16 protein-coding genes are annotated in these 15,794 nt (G+C 34.9%); 12 read left to right on the top strand and 4 right to left on the bottom strand.

What is annotated here, in order from left to right; translation table 11 throughout:
- Positions 1-275 precede the first annotated feature (275 nt).
- On the top strand, positions 276-1,871 hold the full coding sequence (locus AC4NPH_RS06515) for an acetolactate synthase large subunit (RefSeq protein WP_013056412.1): 1,596 nt from the start codon (positions 276-278) through the stop codon (positions 1,869-1,871).
- 60 nt (positions 1,872-1,931) lie between these two features.
- Here the strand turns inward: AC4NPH_RS06515 and AC4NPH_RS06510 are convergent, their stop codons facing one another.
- Together AC4NPH_RS06510 and AC4NPH_RS06505 are read right to left on the bottom strand one after the other, a co-directional pair.
- A complete protein-coding gene (locus tag AC4NPH_RS06510) occupies positions 1,932-2,492 on the bottom strand; it encodes a hypothetical protein (protein WP_013056413.1) in 561 nt (186 codons plus the stop codon).
- Between the two features lie 340 nt (positions 2,493-2,832).
- Positions 2,833-4,263, bottom strand: a complete 1,431-nt coding sequence (locus tag AC4NPH_RS06505) for a PQQ-dependent sugar dehydrogenase (RefSeq protein WP_180896084.1) — start codon at positions 4,261-4,263, stop codon at positions 2,833-2,835.
- A gap of 317 nt (positions 4,264-4,580) precedes the next feature.
- On the opposite strand from AC4NPH_RS06505, the gene AC4NPH_RS06500 reads away from it, so the two are divergent.
- The 3 genes from AC4NPH_RS06500 (at position 4,581) to AC4NPH_RS06490 (ending at position 6,169) form a co-directional block, all read left to right on the top strand.
- Complete coding sequence (locus AC4NPH_RS06500) at positions 4,581-4,955, top strand: cupredoxin domain-containing protein (RefSeq protein ID WP_013056415.1); 375 nt, start codon at positions 4,581-4,583, stop codon at positions 4,953-4,955.
- 253 nt (positions 4,956-5,208) lie between these two features.
- Positions 5,209-5,397: a hypothetical protein gene (locus tag AC4NPH_RS06495; RefSeq protein WP_013056416.1), complete on the top strand. Its 189-nt coding sequence runs from the start codon at positions 5,209-5,211 to the stop codon at positions 5,395-5,397.
- 454 nt (positions 5,398-5,851) lie between these two features.
- Positions 5,852-6,169 (top strand): DUF3243 domain-containing protein, encoded by a 318-nt coding sequence (locus AC4NPH_RS06490; RefSeq protein WP_491938665.1) that lies wholly within the window; start codon positions 5,852-5,854, stop codon positions 6,167-6,169.
- A gap of 242 nt (positions 6,170-6,411) precedes the next feature.
- Here the strand turns inward: AC4NPH_RS06490 and AC4NPH_RS06485 are convergent, their stop codons facing one another.
- Positions 6,412-6,582: a hypothetical protein gene (locus tag AC4NPH_RS06485; RefSeq protein WP_176533035.1), complete on the bottom strand. Its 171-nt coding sequence runs from the start codon at positions 6,580-6,582 to the stop codon at positions 6,412-6,414.
- A 117-nt stretch (positions 6,583-6,699) separates the two neighbouring features.
- Positions 6,700-6,879, bottom strand: coding sequence for an H-type small acid-soluble spore protein (locus tag AC4NPH_RS06480; RefSeq protein ID WP_013056420.1), 180 nt, complete (start codon positions 6,877-6,879; stop codon positions 6,700-6,702).
- A 665-nt stretch (positions 6,880-7,544) separates the two neighbouring features.
- On the opposite strand from AC4NPH_RS06480, the gene nikA reads away from it, so the two are divergent.
- From nikA to AC4NPH_RS06440, 8 genes are all read left to right on the top strand, one after another.
- Entirely contained in the window at positions 7,545-9,170 is a 1,626-nt protein-coding gene (gene nikA, locus AC4NPH_RS06475; protein ID WP_098239465.1) for a nickel ABC transporter substrate-binding protein, read from the top strand.
- Positions 9,171-9,186: 16 nt separating this feature from the next.
- Positions 9,187-10,131 carry a nickel ABC transporter permease subunit NikB gene (nikB, locus tag AC4NPH_RS06470; RefSeq protein WP_180896083.1) on the top strand — a complete coding sequence of 315 codons (945 nt, stop codon included), beginning with the start codon at positions 9,187-9,189 and terminating at the stop codon, positions 10,129-10,131.
- Positions 10,128-10,961, top strand: coding sequence for a nickel ABC transporter permease subunit NikC (gene nikC, locus AC4NPH_RS06465; RefSeq protein ID WP_013056423.1), 834 nt, complete (start codon positions 10,128-10,130; stop codon positions 10,959-10,961). The genes nikB and nikC overlap by 4 nt, the downstream gene beginning before the upstream one ends.
- A gap of 16 nt (positions 10,962-10,977) precedes the next feature.
- Complete coding sequence (nikD, locus tag AC4NPH_RS06460; protein ID WP_053487098.1) at positions 10,978-11,805, top strand: nickel import ATP-binding protein NikD; 828 nt, start codon at positions 10,978-10,980, stop codon at positions 11,803-11,805.
- Between the two features lie 32 nt (positions 11,806-11,837).
- Entirely contained in the window at positions 11,838-12,659 is an 822-nt protein-coding gene (gene nikE, locus AC4NPH_RS06455) for a nickel import ATP-binding protein NikE (RefSeq protein ID WP_013056425.1), read from the top strand.
- Positions 12,660-12,766: 107 nt separating this feature from the next.
- Positions 12,767-14,083 carry an MATE family efflux transporter gene (locus tag AC4NPH_RS06450; RefSeq protein ID WP_013056426.1) on the top strand — a complete coding sequence of 439 codons (1,317 nt, stop codon included), beginning with the start codon at positions 12,767-12,769 and terminating at the stop codon, positions 14,081-14,083.
- 577 nt (positions 14,084-14,660) lie between these two features.
- Complete coding sequence (locus AC4NPH_RS06445) at positions 14,661-15,356, top strand: Na-translocating system protein MpsC family protein (RefSeq protein WP_014460656.1); 696 nt, start codon at positions 14,661-14,663, stop codon at positions 15,354-15,356.
- A gap of 177 nt (positions 15,357-15,533) precedes the next feature.
- Positions 15,534-15,749, top strand: a complete 216-nt coding sequence (locus AC4NPH_RS06440; RefSeq protein WP_041816524.1) for a hypothetical protein — start codon at positions 15,534-15,536, stop codon at positions 15,747-15,749.
- Positions 15,750-15,794 lie beyond the last annotated feature (45 nt).

The following is a 15,794-nucleotide window of genomic DNA, read 5'->3' as shown; positions in this document are numbered from 1 at the left end:
GGGAGCCTTTTTTTGTTCACTAACAAAGAAACAGTCATTGAGGTTTAATTTCATTCCAATTTTTTTGACTCATCCAATTATTTATACATTCTCTAAAAAATGTATTTAACATAAGAACCTAATGGCAACACTATAAACAATAGTTAGTGAATAGGATTTCCTTGCATATATTTGGGATTTTTGCGAGTTAAAACTAAAAAAATGAGATAAAGATTAATGAGCTATTCCTTTCACATAAGCTTGTCACAATACTATCTAAAGAGAGGTCGAACAATATGAAAGTGACCGACACACTTGTTCAATGTTTAGAAAATGAGGGAGTTGAATATATTTTCGCAATACCTGGTAAAGAGACATTGGATTTTGTTGATTCTTTATCCAACTCTAAACAGATTCAATTCGTGAATGTGAGGCATGAGCAAGGAGCTGCTTTTATGGCAGATGTATACGGAAGGTTAACAAACAAAGTAGGGGTATGCTTATCAACATTAGGCCCTGGAGCTACTAATTTATTGACAGGTATATCTAGCGCAAAGCTAGACCATTCCCCTGTTGTTGCTTTAACAGGACAAGCTGCTTTGGGAAGGCAGCATAAAGATTCGCATCAGTATATGGACATTATCAAAATGGTGGAACCGGCAACGAAGTGGGGTGTTCAGATAAAAGATGCACAAACGCTTCCTGAGATTATTCGAAAAGCATTTAAAATTGCACAAATGGAAAAGCCAGGACCCGTAGTAGTAGAATTGCCAGAAGACTTAGCAACTCAAATCGTTCCCATTAAACCTATTTTACCTACATCTATACCCGTAAGCATACCTATATTGGAGTCCATTCAGGCTGCCAATACTCTTATTAAGCAGTATAAGAAACCTTTTGTTATTATCGGTAACGGCGCTGTTAGACAGGGAGCCGTGGATGAGCTTCAACCATTTATTGAACGCCTTCAATCACCGGTTACCCATAGTTATATGGCTAAAGGTGTATTGTCTAAAGATCATCCACAAAACTTCTTTACGTTTGGATTTAATGAAAAAGATGAAGTGCTCGCAGGCTTAAAGGAAGCTGATCTACTTATTGTAATTGGGTTTGATTTTGTCGAAAGGTTACCCAAAGAATGGAACACGGAAAAAACACCAATTTTACATATAGATACTTTACCCGCAGAAGTAGATGAATATTACCCTATAGAGGTCGAATTGGTTGGAGATATAAAGCAAACTTTACGAGTATTCAATCAGCTTGATATTCCTTCTAAACCATGGATTCCCTCTGGTAATCTCCAGGAACAAATTAAGCAATCTTATCACATTGAAGAGAAAGAGATAGATAGCAATTTGCTGCCTTTGACAATCGAGAATATCTTGCATATTATTGACAAGCTCTCTTCAGAGAAAACAATTGTGATTTCAGATGTGGGAGCTCATAAAGTATCTGTAGCCCGAACTTATCAACCTAAAAACCCTAACAGGCTCATTATATCAAATGGTCTAGCTTCCATGGGTATTGCTCTACCAGGCTCAATTGGAGCTAAACTAGCCTGCCCTAATGATCCAGCTATTTGTATTACTGGAGATGGAGGAGCTTTAATGAATTTTGCTGAAATAGAGACGGCAAAGCGCTTAGGGCTTTCATTCATCATTATTGTTTTAAACGACTCTACATTAAAAATAGAGCAGGAAATGATGAACAAAAAGTTTGGTAAGAGCTATGGAGTAACTTTTACAAACCCAGATTTTGTTCAACTGGCAAAAAGCTTTGGAATTAAAGGGGAACAGGCAAATAGTTTAGTTGAATTTGAAAATATAATGAAAAGAGCCTTACAAAGTTTAGATGAGATTGTCCTAATTGACGTTCTTCTAAAAAGCTGATTGGGATTTCTCCATTATTTTAACGAGTTATCTCTGTTAAGGGATTAATTTGTAGATTCACTAGGAAATAAAGGTTTTTAATTTTTTAAAATAAGCTAAGCTGAGTTCAACCCAAATCCAACTATAAAGGAAAGTAAATACAAAAATTAAACCAGTAGTAGAAAGAGAAAAATTTTTAGAAATCACGGGACCTAGTACTGGGAATTTGAAACTGTACAATAGGGTAATAATCCCAACAGTTAATAGGGTGGCCCCACTTATAATAATGTACAATCTCTTTTTAAAAAAGTAAAAAGCAGCTCCTATGCCCATTCCCAATATTCCTGTGGTAAAAGGAAAAATAATAAGTTCACTTGGCTGGGTAATCAGAAGAAGCAGATTCGTTAGTATATAGGTAATAAATCCTAAAGGGAGCGAAAGTGTAAAACAAAAAAGAATGGGTGCAGTAGAGAATGGACTAATAAAAATTCCTATTCCTGGTAAGAAACCTCCTGCTGATTGAAAAAAGGCTGCTAAGCTGGCGAAAAGAGCGCCTGATACAAGCTGCTTAGTTTTAGATAGTCTATTAAAAAAAAGCCGCGCAGAGTTTACTTCATTTGAAAGAGACTTTAAAAAGTACATGAATTTCACCTCGGTTAACTGTTTTTACATTGTAAGAGATTTAGATCATTGCCTGATATGTCAACTCTTACATGTAATATATAAAGAAATTAAGAGGGAGGACTAATAAGTCGCATTTACTTTTACAGGAATAGGTCATATCCGTTAAGATAAATTTCTTTATCTTTCTAAAGGTATGTACTGTAGCCCATAAAATGAATCTTTTATGGGCTTTATTGATTAAAGGCTTTTTTATTTTCTAGAAAGTTCATTTGCTCATTCTTACAAAATAGCTGGTGAAAAAATTAAGCTATAATTTTTGGGAGAAAATCAATACCCAGTCGAATTTTATAAATATAAATCATGGAACAATTTCAAAAACAGTACCTTGATTAAAGTCAGACACTTTCATAGAGCCATAAACTCCTAAATAAAGCCTGGTTTGATCCAGGTTCGTTCCCAAACTAACGTAGTAAGCTGATTGGGAACCAAAATTATAATCAATTTCCACAACACTAAAATCATTTAGCTTACAATCTGTACCTGCCTTGGTATAAGCTAAAACTCCTCTAACTGGGGATTGAGATTCTTTAACCTGTGCAATATCCGTAAACATAACGCTTCCTGTTAAGCTAGGGATTTTATTCCCCATATATGGCTGAACTCCTGTAAGGGAGGTCCCTCCAAATTTATTGGGGCGGGGATCTTTGTGAAAATAACTAGTTAAAGGCTGAAGACGTCTCACTGAAGTTTTTACCGCTTCATTGTAATAAGCAATTATTTTCTCATCCAAGGCCGGATTTTCAGAACACCTTTTTATAAACGAAGTTGGAAAATCTCCTTCCCATCCCCGCCAGCCAAGGTTAATAAATCCTTCTTGACTGGGTTTAGCTCTCATTAAAGAAGCTTGAACAAGTTGAGGAACAGGTATTGGCTTATAATGAACAAATGAAAAAATCGACTCTACCACGTCTTGTCCAACATTTCCCACATATTTGATGTACTGATTATAAAATTTTTGAAATGAAATGCCCGTTATATTGCGAACACCCTTAGCAATGAGCGTAAGAGTTTCCTGAATAGGTGAGGGGAGTTCACTAAAACGTGTGACTACGGGTGGATTATGGATAAATGTATTCTTACCTACATCAATTTCAATTATTTTCCCGTAAATTTCCATATCATCCTGACTTAAGTTAAAGGGGTCATAGCCTGATCCACCATCTCCGATTGTTAAGATAAGTTTTCCAGTTTCAGGTGAAAAGTTTAAGCTGTTGACACCATTATGATTAAAAAATGGTCTTCTTAAGTTAAGTAACGTCCGTCTTTTTTGAGGCTGAGCATTTGGTTGGAAAACCCATTCTTCCACTGTATCAATATGATCATAGTTAGTTTCTCTATTTAACCACCTTAAGTTTGAAGTTTTAGGATCACACGGGTTAGGCCTATAATGTTCGGAAAGTGCACCTGGGCCTTGTGTTCCAGCTACTGAGTAATGAAGATAAAACAGACCGTTATAATAAAATTCTGGATGAAACGCTAGCCCTAGCAATCCTCGTTCATCATATCCTCCGCGAGAAACACCTGGTTCAGACGTACCTAATTTTATGATTCGTGAGCGAATATCTAAAAAAGTCTGTATAGCTTCGTCTCTTATGTGAAAGATCTCTCCTACTTGGGCTGCAATAAATAAGCTTTCAAATGAGTCACCAGGAAGTATAGCTGTTTTCAACACGGTAGGTAAATTTATCTTACTAACAATAGGCCGTAAACTAACCTTAGCTTTTATCAACTAACTTGACACTCCTTTTTATTGTTTTCTTTTATAAGAATATGATTGTAACTGTTCTATTAGTATCAATACTATTTTATAAAGTTAGGTAATTTAACTAAGAGACCTAATTGAGAGGCTCTTTTTATAAAAATTATCCATTCCTAATTACGCCTGCTATTTTCTTCTCTTAGCACTCACGCTTCTCTCAACGTTCATAACTATTTGTGCTTTCCAGAAATTGAAATTAAGGAAAAATAATACTTCATTCACAAAAAAATAGTGATATTATTTTATGAATTGGAAAAGAATATGGCTTATGAAAGGAGTGAATGCAAATGTCTATGAAAAAGTGGTTAATGGGATTAGTCGTTTTGTGTGCGATGGTTATCGGTGTGATGACTTCAGGATCACTCGGCGTTTTGGCCGAATCCGACGTGGTAAGACAGAAAGCCATAGAGGTTCAGTTGAACGATGATTACTTTAATCCAGAAACCATCACTATCCCGAGTGGAAAAACGACAACATTGATATTGAAAAATGAAGGTCAGAAAGAGCATACCTTCACAGTAGAAAAACTCGGAATTGACGCTGAAGTCCAGCCTGGAAAAGAAAAAACCATTACCGTGAAACCACAAAACCCCGGTACATATGAACTGATATGTAGGTATCATTTTAATAGTGGAATGGTGGGGAAAGTGATAGTCAAATAACAAGCAGGGCCAATCGGTCTCTGCTTTTTGAAGTGAATATAACATACTTTCTTAATTAACATAATGAATTTTAAAGGTATAAATAAATCGTTCACAATTTCAAAAAAAGTAATAAATATTTATTTCAAATATATACTAAATGAAGAAAAAGCACGGGAAAGTATAGAATAAAAACAGTATTTATATCCAGGTTATTAAAAAATGTATCCTTAATGAGCAATGAGCATTGTTTAATTAAAAGGAGGAATTTCATATGGGCGATAATCAATCAAATAATTTAGAACAGGTATCAGAGAACAATACAGATGAAACCAAATTAGATGATCTTGAGAAAGAGTTTGTAACAAAGCCTGCTAAGTCTTCTGATCCTTATCCGCATAAATATTATACTGGAGATACTTCTATGGTTTCTAATGCTGTGCCACGAAACGATAAAGAATAAAAGTTTCTTATATATTAATATATAAGAGAAACTTTAGAGCATTTAAGCTTAAGCTCTGTATTTTTTCAAAACCAAAATACATCTCATAAAAAACAGTTATGTTTCATTTATTATTTTAAATTTAAAGTAATCGCTTTCATTTTTTACTTTCTCGAAATCATTTGATAGGTTATAATAAATATCTACAAAAATATTAAATGATATGTAAGTAACAAGCAATTACACCCTTAATATTAAAAAAAAAAGAAAAACTCCTTTAACGCACTAGGGGAGTTTTTCTTTTTTAATATCTAATATCTTCTATTCAAACTCGTCAAAAAAGAAGTGTTCACTATTTTGAAGCCCGTTAACTATTCTACTTAATATATGAGTAGGCTACGAAATGTTTACATACTTGTAAATGGGGGATTTACCATATAAGAACATTAATACTTAATTGGAAGAAGAATGAAAAATGAACAATAATACTGAAACCGTTGAAAATAAAGTAGAGGGTAAACTAAATGAAATGAGTCAAGAGAAGAAAGACAACATCCTTTCTAGTTTTAACGAATTTAAAAGTTACTTAGGAGATAAAGTCACAAAAGGTGAGAAACTAGGGTTAAATGATAATCAATTAGCTCTAGCAGCTAAAAAAACAGCTGATTATCTCGCAACGCATGAGGAGCCACAAAATGAAGAGCAATACTTGTTACATGAGTTATGGAAAGTTGGAAATGAGGAAGAACAACATCATCTTGCTCATATGCTTGTTAAATTAGTTAAAGAATAATCTAAATCACTTATAGATTGCTATCTGCCATTATTTATTAGGGATTCAAGTGTATTCAATTAACGTAGCAAAGAGCCACTTGCGTAAAGCAATTGGCTCTTTATATTCGTTATGTGTTAGGTAATATCTTTGCAGAAGTAAGAATAAGCCAAGATTGAAATATGGTATCTACAACCCCTTTATTGACAACTTATTAAAAATGTATAACTAAAGAAATAAAGATCAGTTATTCTCTTCCCTCTTTATTCATTTTCTTTAGAATCTTCCTGGTAATGTTCATTTAAGTATAGGTTCTCTGTCGTAGCAAAATTAACAGATTGAAGGCTAGTTTCAGGATCCATTCCATAATAGCCTTTTAGTTCCGCATTTTCTATCTCGCCACTTCTGAATTGTGGTTCTTTTTTCTCTTTCATGCTGCACCTCTTTTTTCTTATAAATAAAGCTTAGAGAAATATGGTATCAGTTATTCGGTTCTATTTGAAGATGGAAGAAAAGAATGTGAAAATTCCACATTCTTCCTTTCTGACTTTTTATTTTTCTTCTAAATCAAGGACTGGAACCATACGGTCTTCATCATGTGTTCCTCTCGCATGAACGGTAGCCATACTTGATGTTTCATCTACACTTTTAATCCAAATAGGAACTCCGTGGTAATGAACATCAATTTCCTTGGGTGAAGAAAGAATTTGCTTAGCTCGATTTATTTCCATAGTATCACCTCATTTTTTAGTATGTCCCTGCGATACATCAATTAAAAGATAAAGCTATATTTCCCCAACAATAATTTGACTACATGCTATAACTCATTCCCTCAAAAATGAATCTACGCTCTAATCTAACAAACCATCCATTATAGGAGGTTTGCAGTTGTCAATAAAAGAACCAATATATTTATTCCGAAAATCTTCATATTTTCCCATCATTTAAGTCAAAGTAAATATATTATTTGTCAAAAACAAGGTTTTCAACAACAAACCTGTATAAACAAAGTGGGTGATAAAAGGAATTTTACCCCAATATAATATGTTAAAAGAGGGCATAATACATAAGCCATAATTGAGAATATCTAAAGCAGACAATTTAAAGATCTACACCTTTTTATACAAACAAACGTAAATAAAAAAGCAGTAAATTCCAAAAAAAGTAGGAAATATCTATTTACACAAAGAAGATATAGCATTAATTCTATATATTAAGCAATAATTAAGTTTATATCATACATATAAATAAGGATTAGCTTATTTTATTAGAAAGTTACTTTCACAAACGGGATAACAATATTGAAAATAAAGTTTTTAATATTACATTGACAAGAATGCCAATCCTGCTTACAATTGAAAACGATTATCAACATCAAGTAGGAGGAGACAACGTTATGTCTAAGGGTAAAATTAGTCTGAAAATTAAGTTAGCTTTTATGTTTATTTTAATTTTGTCGACATTATTAGTTGGTTGTTCAAACGCTAATAATGAGGAATCAACATCGAAAGGCAATCATGATAACATGCTTACGATTGCTTGGCCGAGAGATGTAGGAGAAATGAATCCACATGTCTACAATCCTTCACAATTATTTGCTCAATCTATGGTATATGAACCGTTAGTAAGCTATCAAGCCGGCGGTAAGATAAAACCAAATCTAGCTAAGTCATGGGAAATCTCTGAGGATGGTAAAGTATACACGTTTCATTTGCGTGAAGGTGTAAAATTTTCCGATGGAACAGATTTTAATGCAGAAATTGTTAAAAAGAATTTTGACACTATTTTGAATAATAAAGAATTACATAGTTGGTTGGGTTTCATTACAAAAATAGCTCAAACAGAAGTAGTGGATAAAAATACTTTTAAATTAACATTGACTGAACCATATTACCCAACAATTCAAGAGCTAGCTGTAGTTCGACCAGTTCGTTTCTTGGGTGAAGCTGGTTTTCCTAAAGATGGTGATACTTCAAAAGGTATCGTTAAACCGGTAGGTACAGGTCCATGGATTTTAGAAAAGTATAAAGCAGACGAATATGCTATTTATAAACGAAATGAAAATTATTGGGGAGAGATTCCAAAAGTAGAAAAAATCAAAGTGAAAGTTATTCCAGATGCGGAAACGAGAGTACTCGCATTTGAAAAAGGTGATTTGGACATGATTTATGGAGAAGGAGTTGTCAGTCTAGACACGTTTAAGCAATTAAAGTCTACTGGAAAATATGAAACTAGGGTTTCTGAACCAATTGCCACAAGACAGCTTGTTATGAATACAAAAACAGAACAGCTTTCAGATGAACGTGTAAGACAAGCCCTTCATTATGGTTTTAATAAAGAAGCTTTGGTTAAAGGAGTGACTTCAGGTTTAGAAGAAAAAGCAGACCATATCTTACCTGCAAATTTACCTTACACGAAAGATGTTGATGTGAAGTTGGTAAAGTATAATGTAGAAAAAGCAAAGGCACTATTAGACAAAGCAGGATGGAAACTCCCTAAAGGAAAAACAGTTCGTGAAAAAGATGGAAAGTTACTTGAAATTGACCTAATGTATGATTCAGCAGAATCAATTCAAAAAGCAATGGCCGAAACTCTTCAATCTGAATGGGCGGCAATTGGTGTGAAATTAAACATTGAGGGAGTTGAACTACCAGACCAAGTTCAAAGATTTAAAGATAATAAATTTGATATTAATTTCTATAGTAATTTTGGTGCTCCTTATGATCCTCATACATTTTTAAACATTGTCTCATCAAAAGGGTATGGGTTTAATGAAGCTATTTCAGCATATCCAAATAAAGATGAATTAATTAAACAAATGGCGAAGGTTCCTCAAACAACAGATGAAAAAGAGCGCCAACAGCTCTATTCATCTATTTTAAAGTCAATACAAGACCAAGGAGCTATTATTCCTATTTCGTATATGAAGAAAACAGCCATTTATCAAAAGAATGTAACGAATTTTAATTTCCCTGCTAATCGTGACGAGAATCCATTCACAGGAATTAGCATCAAACAGTAACTAGCAGGAGGTTTTCATGGGCAATTATATACTGAAACGAATTATGTCCATCATTCCAGTTTTTCTTTTGGCCACACTTCTCACGACTGGAATGGTTCACCTTTCATCGGTGGATCCAGCTGAAGCTTATTTAACAGCAGCCCATATCCAGCCGACTGATGAGATTTTAGCTCAAAAAAGACATGAGTTTGGTTTAGATCAACCATTCTTTATTCAATATGCAAACTCTATTATGAAGATATGCCAACTTGATTTTGGCATATCTTATGTTTCGAATAAGCCGGTTTGGGATGAGGTTATATATCGAATACCAGCGACCATCCAACTAGCTATAGTAAGTATATTAATAGCCGTGTTCGTCAGCGTGCCTCTTGGATTTCTGGCGGGAGTAAAGAAAGGTAGCGCTATTGATCATTTTAGTCGTTTACTTTCCTTTTTTGGTGCATCTATTCCAAGTTTTTGGCTGGGCTATATATTGGTCTTTTTCTTTTCTGTTAAGCTTAACCTTTTTCCAGTTGAAGGGATTGGGACATGGCAGCATCTTGTACTGCCTTCCATTACGCTAGCTCTTCCTTTAATAGCAATGTATACAAGATTATTACGTGCCAGTGTTCTTGAAAACTTGCAGCAACCATATGTGCTATTTGCTCGAACTAGAGGACTTAAAGAAAAAACGATTATGACAAAGCATGTGCTGAGAATTGCTATTTCTCCAATGATAACTGGGCTTGGAATGAATCTTGGGAAATTACTTACGGGCACAATTATCGTTGAATCGGTTTTTTCTTGGCCTGGATTTGGACGTTATTTCATTGAAGCTATTTTTAATCGTGATATACCTGTTATACAATGCTATGTACTAATAGCGGCTAGTTTATTTATTTTGAGTAACTTAATTGTAGATATAGTTCAAATGTATATCGACCCACGTATTTCCAGGGAAGAAGGGCAACATCGATGATAACAAGTATACGTACGATATTTAAAAATGAAAAAGTAATTCCCATATGTTCAACGATATTAGGTATTCTTTTTATCATCGCCATTTTGGCCCCTTGGATTACACCAAATGATCCCGTTGCCGTCAATTTGGCTTATAAATTGCAGCCTCCAAGCTGGAATTTCCCATTAGGAACCGATCATTTAGGAAGATGTAACTTGTCACGTATTTTATATGGAGCACGCATCTCATTAGGTTTTGCTATACTTATTTTCATTTCATCATTAGCCATTGGTTTAATTATTGGAACTTTTTCAGGTTATAAAGGTGGCTGGGTCGATCATGTTTTAATGAGATTTTGCGATGCTGTTATGGCTTTTCCAAGCCTTATTCTTGTATTAGGATTGGTTGGTATATTTGGTCCTGGACTGTCACAAGTAATCTTAGCGCTGATGCTTGTACAATGGGTTTATTACGCGAGAATGTTCCGAGGAATGGCCCTTAGTTTGAAAGAGCAGAACTTTATCCCTGCTGCGAAGATCAGTGGTTCTTCTCAATGGAAGATCATTAAAAATCATATTATCCCCAATGTGTTACCCCCGCTTGTCGTAATGGGTACACTGGAAATGGGCTGGGCAATCATGGATATATCTGCTATGTCTTTTCTGGGATTAGGCGTTCAGTCTCCTACACCTGAATGGGGAGCAATGATTCACGAAGGAAAATCATATATTCGGACGAATCCGGAACTGATGCTTTATCCAGGTTTGTCTATTATGCTTGTTATTGTTACATTCAATCTATTAGGCGAAGCATTATCAGAGCGTTACGGTGTCAAACGTCGATTTTAAAAAGGAATGAAGAAAGTTGGGAACAGACAAGTCAAAAGTATTACAAGTTAGAGATTTACATGTTCAAATAAAAGCAAAAAACGGTATTACAACTCTCGTTCAAGATATCAATTTTGAACTGAAGCCTGGGGAGATTCTTGGTCTTATTGGTGAAAGCGGTTGTGGTAAAACCGTCACAAGTATGTCTATTCTTCAGCTCCTTAATCGTAAGGAAACAACAATTGAAGGGAGCATAATGCTAAAAGGGCAAGAATTAAACGGTTTAGCTGAGAAAGAAATGCGTAAGATTCGTGGCAAGGACATAGCGTTTATTATGCAAAACCCGATGAATGCTTTTACACCAGTTTTTACTATTGGGCACCAATTTGTTGAGACTATTCGCTCTCATACGAGCTTGAATAAAAAACAGGCAACAGAGCTTGCTATTGAGTCAATGAAACAAGTAAACTTACCTGACCCTGGCAAGCTTTTGAAATACTATCCTTTTCAACTAAGTGGGGGTATGCTTCAACGAGTAATGATTGCTATTGCAGCAAGCTTGCATCCAGCTGTTATTATCGCTGATGAACCGACCACCGCGTTAGATGTAAATAATCAGAAGAATGTACTACGTCATTTGGATAAAATTCGTTCCGAATATGGTTCAGCAATTTTATTAATATCACACGATCTAGGAGTTGTCTCTGAAATGGCAGATGAAGTAGCCGTTATGCAGCATGGAAAAATAGTAGAAAAAGCAGGTGTATTTCAGCTGTTTGATTCACCCAAGCATGAGTATACAAAGAAGCTGTTAAATGCAAGACCATCATTATATTTAGAAGAACCTATGACCAACTTAATTTGATATGTGGAAAGCATTTTATAAGAGGTGAACAAGTGAGTTTATTACAAGTAAATGAAGTCACTCATAGCTACGGAAATCGAACTTTTTTCAAATGGCAAAATCGTTCTAAGAAAGTACTTTCTGATATCTCCTTCTCTATTGAAGAAGGGACATGTTTAGGAATGTTGGGTACGAGTGGAGCCGGTAAAAGTACGTTAGGAAAAGTAATCCTTGGTTTGGAAAAGCCAAAGCATGGACAGATTCTTTTTCAAGGACATGATATCTATACGGTAGATAAGTACACTCGCCAAAAAATTCGGCGTGATCTTCAAGTTGTTTTTCAAGATTCATACTCAGCAGTTAATCCCCGAATGACCGCTGAACGTATTATTGCAGAGCCGTTAGAAAACTATGAGAAATTAACATTAGCTGAACAAAAACGAACCGTAATTGAATTATTAGAAAAAGTAGGACTCGGTGAAAAGGACTTAAAAAAATATCCACATCAATTTAGTGGTGGTCAGCTGCAAAGAATCAATATTGCAAGGGCAGTCTCTCTTAAGCCGAAGCTCATTGTCTTAGACGAATCTGTAAGCAGTCTAGACATGGTTACGCAAACTCTTATTCTAGAACTATTAAGAGAGTTAAAAGAAGACTTTGGCTTATCGTATTTTTTTATTACACATGATATCAAAGCCGCTTGCATGATTAGCGATACATTAGGTGTATTAGAAAAAGGAGAATTAATTGAACATTATAATTCGAAAAATGAGTTCTTTAGTTCAGAAAATCCTGTGGTAAAAGAGATGAGAGGTTCTATACTTGCCGAGCATCCACGTTTTCGCTCGATTAGAACAAAGAGCAATTATATTTAATTTAAAGATATTACTATACTCGTGCATTTTAAGGCCTCGATTTCATCCACGTAATCGAGGCTATTGCTGTTATGTTTAACTCGAAACGATAGAAGGAGGCCAGTTGGATGAATCATCGTACGTATCTTACTTTGGCGATTCCCCTGACAATCTCAACGATGACTACGCCCTTATTAGGTGCGGTGGATACCGCGGTTGTCGGGCAACTTTCAGCTCCAGCTTATATTGCAGGAGTTGCGGTAGGAACTCTTATTTTTAATACGTTATATTGGGTATTTGGCTTTTTAAGAGTTAGTACATCCGCCTTTGCTGCACAAGCAAATGGGGCAAGCGATCCAGATCAGGGAGTACTTGCTTTATCCCGCCCGTTTTTATTAGCTTTAATAGTAGGGATGCTTTTTATTCTTTTACAATGGCCGATTGAACATGCGGCTCTCCTAGTGATTTCTCCCGATGCTGATGTAAGTAGGTTTGCAGTAGAATATTTTAGAATTAGAATATGGGGAGCACCCTTTATACTGATGAACTATGTGATTCTTGGTTGGTTAATGGGGATGGCTAAGATTAAAGAATCTTTATGTTTACAGATACTAACAAATGTTTTAAATATGCTTTTAGCTATTCTTTTTGTCCATGTTTTTTCTTTTGACGTACAAGGAGTTGCTACAGCAACCTTGATTGCTGAAGTTACAGCCTTCATATTAGGATTATTCATTATTTTGAAAGTATCTCCATTTAAATGGAAAATGCCATCCATTCAGGCACTTATAGATACAAATTCTACGAAGAGGATGTTTAATGTTAACAAGGATTTGTTTATTCGAACTATTTGTTTATTAGTCGTTATTAATATGTTCACAGCAAAAGGTGCTTCGTTTGGCACAGAATTTCTAGCTGCAAATGCTGTATTATTTCAAATTCACTATATAATGGCTTATTTCTTTGATGGATTTGCTAATGCTTCTAGTATCCTAGTTGGCAAAGCAGTAGGGTCAAATGATAAAGAATTATTTAAAAAAACACTTACTTTGTCTAGACAGTGGTCGATAATAACAGCTGTTATTATAGCTAGTTTATATGCACTTTTTCAAAAGCAGGTTGTAGGGCTATTTACAAATTTGCCTGATGTGATTGAACTTTCACTTACGTATGGAGTATGGCTTATCATCTACCCCTTTGTTGCTTGTTTTGGCCTTGTCCTTTATGGGGTTTTTACAGGAGCAACTGAAATTGCTCCCGTTCGAAATTCTATGATTTACGCGATGGTTGTCTATATCATTATACAGATTACAGCAACTCCTATCTGGCATAATCATGGCCTATGGCTGGCTTTCATCATCTATACTATCGGGCGATCAGGGTTCCTAGTTATGTACACTCCGCGATTAAACAAAAAATTGGTAGAGCTAAAGGGAGAAGGCTGAAAAAATTATAACAAAATAGTTCCGGTTCAATTATGGAGGAATCCATCAAACGCCGATGTACTGCCGGTGCTGCTACTCTCTTAAATAGAGGGTTATTAAGAAAGAAATCGGTCAGGGGGGACGGCCTTCTTTCTTAATAAAGGTCTGTTAAATGATGAGTAGATTTTTATTTAAGTAAAGCAAGAAAGAAATAAGCAAGCAGCCAAATGCTTTTTAAGAAAGCTTTGGCTTTTTTGCACGTTTCCAAAGCTTAATTCTCTTTTACAAACAATTGGTCTTTCCTTCAGAAATATATAGATTTCTACTAAGAAATAAAAAAATTTTGTTCATCATCGTATAATAAATTTCTTTATTGAAAACAGCAATACGAATCTAATGGATTCGTATTTTCCGGTGACATTCAAAATAATTCCTAAGCAATAGAAAGAAGAGGTTTTGAACATCTATAATTAGGTTAAACATATTGTAATAACTATTTTTTATTTATTCTGTATATTTAAATTATTCGTTCGTAATGATACAATAAAATGATGGAAAGAGGATATGATGCTTCTTTCTTAATAAAGGATGAAGAAATATGGATATTAAGGCTCAGCAAACAAAGCTGGCGAATAATTTGGGCAAATTGTTACGAGATAACTTTGGAAAAGGCCCCGAGGCTGTTCATGTTACAATTTATGAACCTTATGTTGTTATTTATGTCAGTGGCTTCGTATCACCTATGGAGCAAGTACTGTTAAACCAAAATGAAGAACTTCAGGTTATGACTACAAGAGAGCTTTTAGTAAAGACTCTTGAACCTCAAATCACTGGGCAAATTAAAGGGATTACAGACCTTGACATACAGCACTTATATTATGATTGGAATTTAGATCACCACTCCGGAATTTTTGTGGGAGTGTGTCTGGACGATTTGAAAGCCGATTTGACTGAGGGTGACCCTTACCCAGGAAAACAAGCAATTCATGATCGAATTATAAAGATGAGTGAGATTGCCCAAAAAGGACCTGAAAAAATTTCTTCATATAAATTAAGCGATCGTACATTGGTCATCGTACGCGAGGGAATACTGGTGGCTATTGAAAAGCAGCTAATTTCGTTGGGTTTTGATGACACCTTACGCATCTCTAAACGTCCTTTGGAAAAAGGAATCTTACGACAAAACGATGACTATGATGAGATATTAAACGCAGACATTCTTGATATTTTTGTAGATTGGGATTTTGAAAAGGATAATAGTATCATTACGCTTATCCTAAAACCAAAAAATTAATGAGGCAGTAATGAATTGGACACACTGTGCCAAACATAAGCCGAGGAAGCAAAGGACATACCTTTTCTTTTTCGGCTTATTTTTGTTGTCTAAAAAGAGTAAGTCCTTTTATAACGGAATAATCCCCTAAAACAGCACCTGAAAATAGGATGTGCCAACAGAAAGGATTTGGTCGGGATGGCTGATAATCATGAGATTGTATTGTTTATAAAAGAGCTTCGTCGATTGTTGCAGGATTACCAAAAGTATGACAATGAATTATACAAAGAAGAAATTAGCAAGGATATACTACTTTTAAGTACCATTATCTATGGAAGTAAAATTGTAATTTTAAATGAAAGAAGAATCTTTAAACACAGGAAATACAAAGCTAAACAGAAACCAATCTCTTAAAGGTATACTAGTATGCCTCGTTTACACTTTATAAAAAGTGAATTC

Source organism: Priestia sp. MDV22-iso46 (assembly GCF_058629175.1).
The sequence above is the reverse complement of the archived record's forward strand: the minus strand, read 5'-3'. Positions and strand labels throughout refer to the sequence as shown.